Raw genomic sequence first — 13,528 nt, 5'->3', positions numbered from 1 at the left:
TGCTTATTTATCTGGCGTTTGATACTGAGGTTGAGAGGTCGTATTCGGCTGAGTTTGCTCTGCTTTTGGCGTAGTGTTTTGATCTTTGTTCACAATATAAAGATACAGTGCAGATGGAAATAAAATGGCTAAAACCACAAGCAGCTTTTTTAACATAGTAGATTCTTAGATCCATAAATATATAGCTTAAGTATAAACAAAACTGCTCGGGCTGTAAGCCTTTTAGATTTTTTGAAAATTAATAGATTTAAAAAAGAGAGCTAAAGCTCTCTAGTGGTCATATTAGAATTTGAAAGTGACATCTGCAATGAATTGACGTCCGAGTTCAGTCATAACTCGAGGAGTACTCGATGTGCTAGCTGCACCAGTCACATATGTATTCACTCGGTTTGTTATATTATTAATTGTTAGACCAAAAATAGCTTTTAAATCTTTACCTAAATCTAAGTCATAAGTTGTTCGCATATCCCATGTAAACTTAGGTTTTATTTCTGAAGCAATATAAGAGTCAATCTTGGAACCGTTATGTTCGATTTTTCCATTTGAAATCATATCGTCATAACTATCTTTATAACTAAAGAAGTTTGATACTTTTAGTGGAGTAGCATCAAAAGCGATGTCCCAATTAATACGAGCCGTCCAAGGCTGATTAAAGTTTGGCGCTGGGATGTCTGCCCATTGTATGATTTTACCATCATAGGAAATCAAGCGGTCTTGGTCTGCATCTTGATATGCAGATGTATAGTCAGTATAGCTGCGGAAGATTTCACTATAATCAAAACCTAATGCAAATAAATGTTGTGTACCTGCAAAATTTATTGCTTCACGATTTCTCAGTGTCAGAGAATAGATATCTGCTTCACCATGTCCGTCATTAGCATATTCGTAAGAGAAGTTAAAGCCATCTTGAGGAATGTCCGTACGGTTACGAGATATTTCATCCTGAAACTTACGATTAACCCATTTTAGACCTAAATCCCAGTTTTTAATTTGGGTATTCACCCCAAATACTGTTTCATCGCTAAACGGCGTCTTAAGTTCTGAGCGGCGTGTAGAGGTTGATGAACTTGAAAATGACTCAACCCAATCGGTTTCAGGGTTTGGACGTGTTGACTTATACATTAGCTGACCAATTGCATCATTAAGTTCAGTACCTAATGTCTGCTGTCCATAATAGCGGTTCCATCCAGCTAATACTTGCAATCTGTCATCGTTGAAAGGTTTGTAAGACAGTGAGCTACGTGGAGCAATATTGAAATTAGAGCTTAAAGAATCATAGTCTGCACGAATGCCTAAACGTGTTGAAAATTGATCTGACCACTGAATATTATCTTCAATAAACGCATTAAAACGGTCTTGTTGTGCTGAAAATTCACCTGCCTTATAAATGGATGCAGATGCAAAATATTGTCCAGTCCAACCCTGAACAGTAGTATTAGCATCGCATAAGTAGTCATCTGCTTGACAAGTATAATTGCCTAAATTTTTAAGATTTGTTGAATTGCTATTTGTAATTAAGACATCGTAAGCGCGTTTCCAATCAACTTCTGCATGACTATAACCTAAACCACCTAAAACACTGTGCTGTGTTTGACCGATCTTAAATAAATCAAATTCGGCTTGTACGTCATAACTTAAAGCAGTTTGATTTTGCTCTAATTGGCCTAGCATAGTCCCTTCTGAAACAGTTTTTGAGTCTGTCCAATCTTTACTGCCTTCGGCGAAATGCCAGATCAGACCGTAATCTTTGTCAGATTCACGGCTACTGTCAGAGTTTTGGAAGTTTAGTTTGTGTGTGATAGTAGCTGGACCAAAACGGTGTTCTAATTCTGAAAACAAAGTTACTGTTTCAGTATCAAGCGTACTTTCTGAATCACGTCGACTTTCCGCATAGTGAAGACTATCTAGTAGTCCATAATCGAAGCCGAATTTAGATTTGATTGTCTCAGATGGTGAGTAGAATAAAGTTGTTCCTAGATTGATATTGTTTCGTTCTTGATTAATTTTTTTGGGGCTTTCGAAACCACTTAAGACAGGTATAACTGAGTTTCTTTTTGACACATAGCTATTAAATCCCCATTGTTCAGAGAGTTTTCCGTAGACATTTGTGCTCAATCCTTGTTTAGTATATTCCTTTTGGTTGGTATCACTCGGTTCTTCAAATAAATCTTGTTCTTTTTGGCTAATAATATTGTATCGAGCCCAATCACTTTCAGTATAGTCATATGTGATTGAACCATGTATTTTGCCAATTTCAGTCTGTGGAGCACATGTTTGTGCATTGATTACACCACCTGTGAATTGACCATAAGCAGCAGAAACATTGCTATCTAAAACTTCAAGGGAACAAATTAAATCTGTGTTCACTGCCATTGCTTGTGACCCAGTTCCAAAACTGTGCATGGTGTTTGAGTCAGAATCTGTCGGGTTTATAAGTAAGTTATTCGATACGCCATTAACGATAAAATTGTTTTGGAATGTTTGTGCGCCATTGATTGAAATTTCAGCTGGTTTTAATTCTGCTTGTGACCCTGAAGCATTTTGATTTTGGCTAAACTGCACATTTGGGTTAACTTTTAAAAAGTCAGTGATATTTTTAGAACTATTCGGCGTTTTTTCTAAATCTTCTTTGCTGTAAATGGTTTTACCCACTTCTTGCTTCGCTTTGATTTCAACTTCGATAGGCGTCATTGAAACAGGGGCTGATTGAATGACTTGGTCTGTCGATTCATTAGCATAAGTTTGGACAGCTAAGACCGAGAGAATAGCAAAACTAAGTGGAGAGTAGGCAAAGCGCATGAGCGTATAAATGTGCAGATGAAAACGCTAGCGATTATCATTAACTTTGAGTAAACAATCAATAGTAATGAGAACTATTTGCATTAAAATTCAACTTATTTGTTTGGAAAAAAATTAAAATAGGGGGAGCATTTAAGTTTAATGAAAAAGAAAATTAATAATAAGCAGAAATTGACTTAAAAAAATGAATAAGAATAGAAGTATAAATTGGCGTCCCTACGGGGATTCGAACCCCGGTTACCGCCGTGAAAGGGCGATGTCCTAGGCCTCTAGACGATAGGGACGTTTAGAAGATGGCGGTATCTTATTGATCCGCCATCATAGTGTCAAGTAGGTGAGGGCCGAGTTTGTTCAAAATATAACAGAACAGTTCAGCGGTCTTCTGAGTATCGTAAAGTGCAGAGTGTGCCTCTTTACCATCAAACTCAATACCTGCTTGAATACATGATTTTGCCAGCACAGTTTGTCCAAACATAACAGCACTCAAAGTCACTGTATCGAATACGGAAAAACTATGGAAAGGGTTTTGATTTTTCGTTCCCGTACGTGCAATCGCTGCTTGTACAAAACCTAAATCGAAATGTGCATTGTGTCCAACCAAAACAGCATGGGTGCAGTTTTGTTGACGACGTACTTCATTCACCGACTTAAAAATACGTTTCAAGGCAGATTTTTCATCTTCTGCCATGGCCATACGCATTGGGTTAAATGGATCTACCCCAATAAAGTCTAATGAACGGCGGTCGAGGTTTGCACCTTCGAAGGGATTGATATGTGCATGGTGAGCTTCACCAGGCACAAAATTACCATCTGCATCATACACAATAGGAATGGCTGCAATTTCTAGTAATGCATCGGTCTGAGAATTAAAACCTGCGGTTTCGACATCGACAACTACAGGTAAAAATCCACGGAAACGTTGACCAATCACTGGTCGAGTTTCATCTGTCACACTTTTCTCCATTGAATGGTCTTACCCGCATACAACGGAATAATTTTTTCGCCATCCAAATAGTCTAAACTTTCAGGGATCACTTGATCTTCTTTTACCAAAGTAATGGTATTGGTATTTCGAGGGAGTCCGTAGAAGTCTGCACCAAAATGGCTAGCGAAACCTTCTAAACGGTCGATTTTACCGACTTGATCAAATGCTTGAGCGTAGAGCTCAATTGCTGTAGGTGCACTATAACATCCTGCACAGCCACATGCATTTTCTTTAGCATTTTTTGAGTGCGGTGCGCTGTCTGTTCCTAAGAAAAATTTAGGATTCGCACTGGTCGCAACTTCAAGTAAGGTTTGCTGATGTGTTTGACGTTTTAAAATAGGCAAACAATAGAAATGCGGCTTAATACCACCAACCAACATATCGTTACGGTTAAACAATAAGTGCTGAGGTGTAATGGTCGCTGCAACATTACGATCTTGTTCTAGGACAAAATGCGCTGCTTCGCTCGTTGTAATGTGTTCAAGAACTAATTTTAATTTAGGGAACTGTTTTAAAAGTGGAGACAGAACTTCATCTAAGAAACGTTTTTCACGGTCAAAAATATCCACATGATTATGTGTTACTTCACCATGTAGTAATAATGGCACTTGATGTTCTTCAAGTTGTTCAATCACGCCATACACTTTACTGATGTCGCTTACACCACTATCTGAGTTGGTGGTTGCACCTGCAGGGTATAGCTTAATTGCATTTACATGCTCAGATTCTTTAATTTTTTTCACTTCGCTTGCAGGCGTATTGTCTGTGAAATACAGCACCATTCGCGGGTCAAAGTGAACACCTTCAGGGACATGTGCCATGATACGCTCACGGTAAGCATTTGCTTCTTCAACAGTTTTCACTGGTGGAACTGTATTTGGCATACAGATAGCGCGAGAAAATTGGTTTGCTAAATCAGGAACTGTACGTGCAAGTGCTAAACCATCACGTAAATGTGCATGCCAATCATCTGGCTGAAGAAGAGTAATCGTATTCACAGCGATTCCGAACTTAGAAATAATTCAAATGATAATGCATATAATGTGAAAATGGTAACGAGAATTCAGGACAAATGACTGTAGAGGTATAAATAAATAATAAAAACTATGGTATTTTTAAATCACTAAAAAAATTAGATAAATGCTTGGAAATGGAATACAAGTATAACCTTGCAAAGTTGCAATACGACAAAGAAAAAATAGAAGAACTAATTACGCGGCAAACACGTCGTGTAGGTGAGATTTTCCCGAAGAAATTAGAATTAAAATTTTGGGCACTGAACCTTGAGCGCGCACAAACCAATATCAGTCAATATTTTTGGATGGGTGTGCTGACCTATTTCATTTTAACGATGCTGATTGTGCCCGGCGACTATTGGATTATTGATAAAGCCTATTTTGCACATGATTTTATTCATTGTACTTTAGGGCTAATCAATGGGGCAGTCAGTTTACTTATTCTCTATGGCTTTGCCCATTACGCTAAATTAAAGCCTTATTTCTCACATGCAAGTTTCTTTGTTTTGTTTTGGCTTGTCGTGTCTATGACATGGCTGACCATGACCGTGTATACAGAAGCTTTGAAGCATCAGGCTATGATGATCCTATGCATGATCTATATTTTAGGTTTTATTATTACAGGGGCAAAACCTGCACATATGTTGATGACAGGTTTATTGGCGGCTGTTGTGAGTATGCTGTTGCTATTTTCTTTGTACGTCAAATTTGATGCCATGGTGGTCGGGCGAGTATTGATTGGCAGTTGTGTACTTGGTTTCGCCATTAGTAAAATGCTTTGTGCCCGTGAACGCATGATTTTTCTAAACATGTTGCGTGTAGATATCAGTGAAAAAATTCATCGGATTCACACTACAGAGTTATTGCATTTAAGTCAGCATGATGAGCTGACAAAAATATCCAATCGTCGTACTTTTGATGAAATGCTGGATAACTTCTATGATCAATCTAAACGTAATAACACCTCACTGGCAGTACTGTTTATTGATGTAGACCATTTTAAAAACTATAACGATTTCTATGGTCATCAAAAGGGTGATGATGTGATTTCAAGTATTGCTAAAACCATTAAAAATGCCATTCGACATATGGATTTTGTTGCACGTTATGGCGGTGAAGAATTTGTAGTGCTATTACCTGAAACAGATGCACACGGCGCTTATGCGGTAGCGTCCAACATCTATAAGGCCATTGATCGTTTGGAAATTCCTCATGCCAAATCATTGGTATCGAATCATGTCACCATTAGTTTAGGTATTACCGTTTATCGCGCGGAAAATTTAACTAAAGAAGAGCTATTAACCATTGCTGATCAGGCACTTTACCGTGCTAAACAGCTTGGACGAAATCAAATCTATTACCAATCTATTCGTTCGGCAAATGTCGCTTAGGCATTGTTTTTTGAATATATTCTAAAATTTTAAAATCATAAAAAAACCGCACATAAAGTGCGGTTTTTTGGACTCAACAAATCTTATTTGTTTTTGTCTTTCAATTGAGGCACTGCAGAACCTGTACCTACTGCAAGTAAGCCAGAATTTGTGTAGATGCCTAATTTCGCGCGTGTATCTGTGATATCAAGATTACGCATAGTCAATTGACCAATACGGTCAGCAGGACTAAACATTGAATCACCTTTTTCCATTGTTAAGCGTTCAGCTTCGTATGTAAGGTTTTCAGATTCAGTGTTCATAATCGTGTAGTCATTACCACGACGAAGTTCTAAAGTCACAGTACCTGTGATTGCTTTAGCAACCCAACGCTGTGCAGTTTCACGAAGCATAAGCGCTTGAGAATCGAACCAACGACCTTGGTAAAGTAGACGACCTAAACGTAAACCGTTAATACGGTATTGTTCGATAGTGTCTTCGTTATGAATACCAGTCACAAGACGCTCGTAAGCGATATGAAGAAGTGCCATACCCGGAGCTTCGTAGATACCACGAGATTTCGCTTCGATGATACGGTTTTCGATTTGGTCAGACATACCTAGACCATGACGACCACCAATACGGTTCGCTTCAAGAATGAACTCAACTGGGTTTTCAATGCGTTTGCCATTTAATGCAACAGGGAAGCCTTCTTCGAAAGTGATCGACACTTCTTCAGCTTGTACTTCTACGTCATCTTTCCAGAATGCAACGCCCATAATTGGGTCTACGATTTTGATACCTGCATTGAGGTATTCAAGATCTTTTGCTTCGTGAGTCGCACCTAACATGTTTGAGTCAGTTGAGTACGCTTTTTCTTTTGACATTTTGTAGTCAAAACCATTGTCGATCAGGAACTGTGACATTTCTGCACGGCCGCCTAATTCGTCAATGAAAGTTTGGTCTAACCAAGGTTTGTAGATTTTAAGCGATGGGTTAGTCAACAGACCATAACGGTAGAAACGCTCGATGTCGTTACCTTTATAAGTTGAACCGTCACCCCAGATGTTTACATCATCTTCTTTCATTGCTGTAACAAGCATCGTACCTGTTACTGCACGACCTAGTGGAGTCGTATTGAAATAAGGCATACCACCAGTAGAAATGTGGAAAGCGCCACATTGAATTGCAGCAATACCTTCAAGTGCAAGCTGTAGACGGCAATCCACTAAGCGTGCTTTAACAGCGCCATAAGCTTCTGCTTTTTTCGGAATTGCGTCGTAGTCGTCTTCATCTGGCTGACCCAAGTTTGCTGTATAAGCATATGGTTCTGCGCCTTTTTGTTTCATCCACAAAAGAGCTGCTGAAGTATCTAGACCACCAGAGAAGGCAATACCAACTTTTTTGCCAACAGGGACATTCTGCAAGATAGTTGCATTATCAGTCATTGTTAATCCTAACGATATAAAATAGGCACCTTAAAATGGGTGGCCTGAGAGAATACAAATTTCTGCAATCATATCACTTTTTGGTGCAATTTTTTTCTGAAAAAAATCGCAATCTATAAAAAAAACGATTTGAAGAATAGATTCTTATCGAAGAAATAGAATGAATCGCATGAAGTCGCACTAAATTCACTGGGAAAGATGCAATTTTTCAGTATCGAATTGGCTTAGTGATGACATGTGTCAAATTGTCTAAATCCAACATTGCGAGCTGCAAGGCAAAACTAAGAAATTGAATATCCACCCCCAAATATTTATGTTGTAAGCCGTCATGAGGGAAGGGGGATTTTATCAATCTGTCTTTTTTATTAACTTAACATTATCAACTTAAGAATATTAACTTCGCTTTTTAGAGTTGATCATTTAAGCCTATAAATTGCTTCTCAATCGGCGTAAACACATGGTCATTGCGTGCGATGAGATAGAGCCCAATATTGCGATACTGCTCAGGGATTTCCATATAGTATTGGATGTTAAATTTTTCAATCAATGATTTTGCAATCATAGAAATTCCCATACCCAATTGGGTAAATTGAATCAGTGCTTCATGGTCAAAAATATGGGTCGTTTCACCTTTTTGAATCTGATAATCCACACAAATTTGATCTAAGGTTGTGGAGTAGCAGCATTGCTCTGAAGCCAGCAGAACATTTTGTTGATGAATACAATCAGCAATATTGTCGTAATTAATGACGTTCTTACCGATCAATACCAAATGATCATCGGCCTTATGGATATATTGCAAGTTTTTCTGTTTAGGTTGTCCCAAGACATAAGCAATATCTAAATGTCCCTGCAAAAGTTCATCTTCAATAAAGCCCGTTGCACCTGTTTTCATGGTAATGGAAAGGTCTGGATAGGCTTCATACATTTGACGAAATGAAGGGTAGAAGCGCATCCCGCCTAAGCTAGTATTGGTGCCGAAACGTAGATATTTATCTTGCTGATAAATTTTATTTTCCGTTTCTTCCCAAGTGAACATCATTTTTTTATATTGCTGATACAGATTAATACCAGATTCAGTCAGTTCTACACCTTTGGGTTTACGAATAAACAGCTGACGATCATAGTGATTTTCAATTTTTTTGATTTTTGCCGTCATGTTGGATTGCAAATAATTGAGCTTATGTGCCGCAGCAGTGATGCTTTTCAGCTCTGCAACGGTGACAAATGATTTGATATCACTCATATCGATATTCATGTGGCATCCTCAAATATTTACATCGGCAATCATTTACATCAACGAATAGTCTGCTTAACTCAATCTAAGCTTTAAATTGCGCATTTAACTCAGATCACAACATCACAAATTTTCATAAGAAATGAAAATTAAAATGACATCAAAAAAAATGATGTATAGATTAAAACATAACATTATAAATGATGTCATTTATTCTTTACACTAGATGAACTTTCCAGTTATTGAGTAGTGCAAATGAATATTAGAGTTGTGAGTGCCATTGCATTGCTCTGTTTGATTTGGGGATCTTTATGGGGCTTGGTCAAACATAGCCTACAAATTTTTCCACCATTTTTGTTTATTTCAATGCGTTTGATTTTGGCAGGGTTGACGCTAATTGTGGTGCAGCTGCTTATGAAAAAATCTGTGCTGCCTGCTCAAGGGGAATGGAAAAAGCTGATTATTTCCAGCTTGATGATTTGCTTTGGCTTCTATGTCACACAAATTTTTGCCATGCAATTTGTCGATTCAGGCCTATCGGCAGTATTGGTATTTACCATGCCTATATTTATCGGGGTATTGGCACACTATATTTTGAAAGAGCGTTTGAATACTCAAAAAATGATTGGGTTGCTATGCGGAGCTTCAGGGTTAATTGCGATTCTGTGGCCACAGTTACAGCATCTTCAATTGAATATGGCATTGATTGGACAAGGATTTTTGATTTCCTCTGGTTTTTTCTGGGCGCTCACTACAGTTTATGTCAAAAAGAATTTTGAAACATATGACAAAATGAAGCTCACCATTTGGCAATTGCTGATTGGAGGATTTATTGTGTTGTTGGGAGCTTTAAGCTTTGAAACTGTAGATTTTACAGTTTGGATTAATCCTTGGAACGACGCTATTTTGTTTTATATCGCAGTGATTGGAACAGGCTTTGCTTTTGCGTTATGGAACTGGATAGTGAGCCAAGTGGATACGTTTGTCGCGTCCATTTCAGTGATGTGTATTCCAATTTTAAGTCTGTTTTTTGGCAATGTGTTATGGCATGAGCCATTGACGATGAATATCCTAATTGGTGCTGCATTTATTTGCTTAGGAATTATTTTCAGCTCCTTAAATTTCTCAAAGAAGAAGCATGCAACAAGTGTATTGCAAGATCGGAAGTAAAAAAACATGCTTCAAAATTATGAAAAAAAGTGAAAGATGATTTGAGCGTGACAGGGGAATAGTGATGCTCCTTTGATTCACGCTTCAAATACTCATCTATAATTTTAAAAAACTGACGACACAAAAATGTGTATCTAGGTTGCACTTCATTTGAAAATCTAAGAAATTTATAAGTTTGATTTTTCAATCAATGATGTTCAGTATGTAGAGGCTATTCTCTACATAAAATTGCGATCAAACGCATGTGAAAGATTGTTTTTTGGGGGCTTTATCACAATGTCTATGAATCATTTACCGCCACTTTATTCAGTTCAAAAAACTAAAAATGAAACATTAAGCTTGGTGCATGGCATTTATGCAGGTTTGCTGCTCTGTGCTTTAGTGATTGTTTGGTATTTGGAATATCAGCAAAGCAGCATGCCGATGTTGGAGCTAGGGGTACTCAGTCTACTCATGCTCTTGATGTTTGGTTTTAATGTTTTAGCCTGCCTGAAAGTGAAAAAGGGCAACAATGAAGGGCTGATTTTATCTCGTGTTATGGCGGTGTTGATGCTGCTGAGTTTTCCGATCGGGACACTGCTTGGCATTTTTTCTTTATGGAAAACCACAGCCAAACAATGGGAAAAATAGATTTTATAGCGACATCATTCAGGCAGTTCAGTGGATTTTTACTTAATGATTTACCAATGATGTGATGTCAATTTTCTAGTTTTTGACATTTAAAACAGTCTAAATAATGCTATCTAAGACTAAAGTATGAAATGCAAATATCGGCATTTATACCACTTTGTAAAAAATATTAAAAATTAAAAGCTTAATACTTTTTAAAATCTACTGAATTTTTATAAATATTCGAACTCAGTCTCAAAAATAAGCAAATATTGGTACGACCAATTACACAAGATAAATTAATATTTGATCTTTAATTCGACTAAAAGTACGATAATCGGGCTTTTATAGATATATTTTTTTAATCAAAGCAATATTGGTCATACCAATAATCGTTCAACTCGATGGATGATCAGACCAATTTGTGTTCTAGAAAGCATTTCAAGGAGATGACAATGCTTCAGCAATGGCAACAGATTTATGATCCGATGGGGAATATTTGGCTTTCGAGCTTGGTTGCCCTGATCCCAATTATTTTCTTTTTTTTGGCTTTAGCCGTTTTCCGTTTAAAAGGCAGTGTGGCAGGGACCATTACGGTAGTTTTGGCCATGTTGGTTTCGCTATTTGCTTACCAAATGCCGACAGCAATGGCATTTGCATCAATGGTCTATGGATTTTTCTATGGCTTATGGCCAATCGCGTGGATCATTATTGGTGCAGTATTCCTCTACAAAGTGTCGGTAAAAACCGGTCAGTTTGACATTATTCGCTCTTCCATTTTATCCATTACCGAAGACCAGCGTTTACAGATGTTGTTGGTCGGTTTTGCATTTGGTACCTTCCTTGAAGGTGCGGCAGGTTTTGGTGCACCCGTAGCGATTACTGCTGCTTTATTGGTGGGTTTAGGCTTTAAGCCGCTGTATGCCGCTGGTCTGTGCTTAATTGTGAATACTGCACCTGTGGCTTTTGGTGCGATGGGCATTCCAATTATCGTGGCAGGACAAGTATCTGGCGTTGAAACCATGGAAATTAGCCAGATGGTAGGTCGTCAGTTGCCATTTATGGTGCCGATTGTATTGATCTGGATTATGGCAATTATGGATGGCTGGCGTGGTGTGAAAGAAACGTGGCCAGCAGTCATTGTTGCTGCAGGTTCATTCTCTTTGGCGCAATACTTAACCTCAAACTTTGTTGGACCTGAATTGCCAGACATCACCGCAGCAATTGCATCATTAGTGTCGCTCACCATTCTGTTGAAATTTTGGAAACCAAAACATATTTTCCGTTTCTCTAATGAAGACGGTAATGTCGATGAAGCTCTGGAAGCGCAAAAACAGCAAAAATACAGCTTGGGTCAAATTGCCAAAGCATGGTCACCTTTTGCGATTTTAACTGCGATGGTGACTATCTGGAGTATCAAGCCATTTAAAAGCTTATTTGCCAAAGATGGTGCGCTAGAAGATTGGGTGATTTCAATCAAAGTGCCGTATTTGCATCAATTGGTACAAAAGATGCCGCCTGTCGTGTCTGAAATCAAAGACTACGATGCGATCTATAAATTTGACTGGTTCTCGGCAACGGGTACGGCCATTATTTTTGCTGCCATCATCACCATCATTTTCTTAAAAATGAAGCCGAAAGAAGCTGCAGTGACTTTTGGTGAAACTTTAAATGAGCTGAAAGTGCCGATTTATTCGATTGGCATGGTGCTGGCTTTTGCTTTCATCGCAAACTATTCAGGCATGTCTGCAACACTCGCATTGGCACTTGCTCATACAGGTCAGGCATTTACATTCTTCTCACCATTTTTGGGTTGGTTGGGTGTATTCCTGACAGGTTCAGATACCTCTGCCAATGCATTGTTTGCAGCCTTACAAGCGACCACCGCACAGCAAATTGGTGTGCCAGAAGTGTTGTTGGTGGCAGCGAATACCAGTGGTGGCGTAACGGGCAAAATGATTTCACCGCAGTCCATTGCCATTGCTTGTGCTGCTGTAGGTTTGGTGGGTAAAGAGTCTGATTTGTTCCGTTTTACCGTAAAACACAGTATAACGTTCACAATCATGATGGGTATTATGATTACTCTACAAGCCTATGTGTTCCCATGGATGATTCCATGAGACTGAAGTGAAACTTTAAGGAAAGCAGATGAAAGTCTCCGACCAAGCTGTACAGAAATTACGACTGCTGATTGAACAGCACCGCATTCAGGTTGGAGAGCGTTTGCCAGCAGAGCGCAAGCTTTGTGAACAGCTGGGGGTTTCGCGCTCATCATTGCGTGAAGCCATTCAGCAGCTGATCAGTATGGGTATGCTGGTCAGCAAAGCAGGTTCAGGGACATTTTTACAGCAGTTGCCATCCAATTGGTCGAATCATCAAATTGTTGAACCACTCAGCAACTTGATTGATCAAGATCCCGCTTACCGATTTGATGTTCAAGAAGCGCGGAGCCTTTTGGAAGGTGGCACGGCATGGTATGCCGCACAGCGCGCTACGGCGGAAGATATTGAAAACATCCGTCAGTGCTATGAGCAGATCGCACATTTTCAATCGATTGGCGATGATGTACAGGCTGCCAAAGCCGATGCTGGATTTCACTTGGCAATTGCAGAAGCTTCACACAATTTGGTGCTGATTCAAATGATGCGTGGATTGTTTGACTTACTGCAATACAACGTGGTTTTAGGCCGCCGCAAAGTGTATACAGAAGCCCGAACCTATGATCAATTGCGTGATCAACACTTTAATGTGATGGATGCAATTGAACGCCGTGATCCAGAAGCTGCACGCAATGCAGTGTGTGGACACATTGAGTTTGTAGTACAGCAAGTGCGCATGATTGATGAGGAAGAAGCCCGTCGACAGCGCTCGAGCCGATTAAACAGGACATAGAC

Annotated in this window: 11 protein-coding genes and 1 tRNA gene; 5 read left to right on the top strand and 7 right to left on the bottom strand. The window is 38.9% G+C overall.

The features are described from left to right. Positions 1-3: 3 nt before the first annotated feature. The 5 genes from B9T33_RS16500 to pyrC form a co-directional block, all read right to left on the bottom strand. Positions 4-156 carry a hypothetical protein gene (locus tag B9T33_RS16500; protein ID WP_171263649.1) on the bottom strand — a complete coding sequence of 51 codons (153 nt, stop codon included), beginning with the start codon at positions 154-156 and terminating at the stop codon, positions 4-6. 126 nt (positions 157-282) lie between these two features. Next, positions 283-2,799: a TonB-dependent receptor plug domain-containing protein gene (locus B9T33_RS14120; RefSeq protein ID WP_086179536.1), complete on the bottom strand. Its 2,517-nt coding sequence runs from the start codon at positions 2,797-2,799 to the stop codon at positions 283-285. A 208-nt stretch (positions 2,800-3,007) separates the two neighbouring features. Beyond that, positions 3,008-3,083 (bottom strand) — tRNA-Glu (locus tag B9T33_RS14115). A gap of 20 nt (positions 3,084-3,103) precedes the next feature. After that, complete coding sequence (gene rnt / locus B9T33_RS14110; protein WP_086179535.1) at positions 3,104-3,763, bottom strand: ribonuclease T; 660 nt, start codon at positions 3,761-3,763, stop codon at positions 3,104-3,106. Further along, positions 3,748-4,782, bottom strand: coding sequence for a dihydroorotase (pyrC, locus tag B9T33_RS14105; protein WP_086179534.1), 1,035 nt, complete (start codon positions 4,780-4,782; stop codon positions 3,748-3,750). The genes rnt and pyrC overlap by 16 nt, the downstream gene beginning before the upstream one ends. A 152-nt stretch (positions 4,783-4,934) precedes the next feature. On the opposite strand from pyrC, the gene B9T33_RS14100 reads away from it, so the two are divergent. After that, entirely contained in the window at positions 4,935-6,191 is a 1,257-nt protein-coding gene (locus tag B9T33_RS14100; protein ID WP_086179533.1) for a GGDEF domain-containing protein, read from the top strand. Between the two features lie 83 nt (positions 6,192-6,274). Here B9T33_RS14100 and argG read toward each other — a convergent pair whose 3' ends face one another. Beyond that, a complete protein-coding gene (gene argG / locus B9T33_RS14095; protein WP_086179532.1) occupies positions 6,275-7,618 on the bottom strand; it encodes an argininosuccinate synthase in 1,344 nt (447 codons plus the stop codon). A 406-nt stretch (positions 7,619-8,024) separates the two neighbouring features. Next, a complete protein-coding gene (locus B9T33_RS14090; RefSeq protein ID WP_086179531.1) occupies positions 8,025-8,876 on the bottom strand; it encodes a LysR family transcriptional regulator in 852 nt (283 codons plus the stop codon). Between the two features lie 234 nt (positions 8,877-9,110). Here B9T33_RS14090 and B9T33_RS14085 point away from each other — a divergent pair, with 234 nt between their 5' ends. The 4 genes from B9T33_RS14085 (at position 9,111) to lldR (ending at position 13,526) form a co-directional block, all read left to right on the top strand. Next, positions 9,111-10,025 (top strand): DMT family transporter, encoded by a 915-nt coding sequence (locus tag B9T33_RS14085; protein ID WP_086179530.1) that lies wholly within the window; start codon positions 9,111-9,113, stop codon positions 10,023-10,025. Between the two features lie 276 nt (positions 10,026-10,301). Further along, positions 10,302-10,655, top strand: a complete 354-nt coding sequence (locus B9T33_RS14080; protein WP_086179529.1) for a hypothetical protein — start codon at positions 10,302-10,304, stop codon at positions 10,653-10,655. Between the two features lie 428 nt (positions 10,656-11,083). Next, positions 11,084-12,754, top strand: a complete 1,671-nt coding sequence (gene lldP / locus B9T33_RS14075; protein ID WP_171263648.1) for an L-lactate permease — start codon at positions 11,084-11,086, stop codon at positions 12,752-12,754. 28 nt (positions 12,755-12,782) lie between these two features. After that, complete coding sequence (gene lldR / locus B9T33_RS14070; RefSeq protein WP_086179527.1) at positions 12,783-13,526, top strand: transcriptional regulator LldR; 744 nt, start codon at positions 12,783-12,785, stop codon at positions 13,524-13,526. The last annotated feature ends 2 nt before the right edge of the window (positions 13,527-13,528 follow it).

Source organism: Acinetobacter sp. ANC 5054 (assembly GCF_002135295.1).
Lineage (GTDB): Bacteria > Pseudomonadota > Gammaproteobacteria > Pseudomonadales > Moraxellaceae > Acinetobacter.
This window is presented reverse-complemented; position numbering and strand designations above follow the sequence as displayed.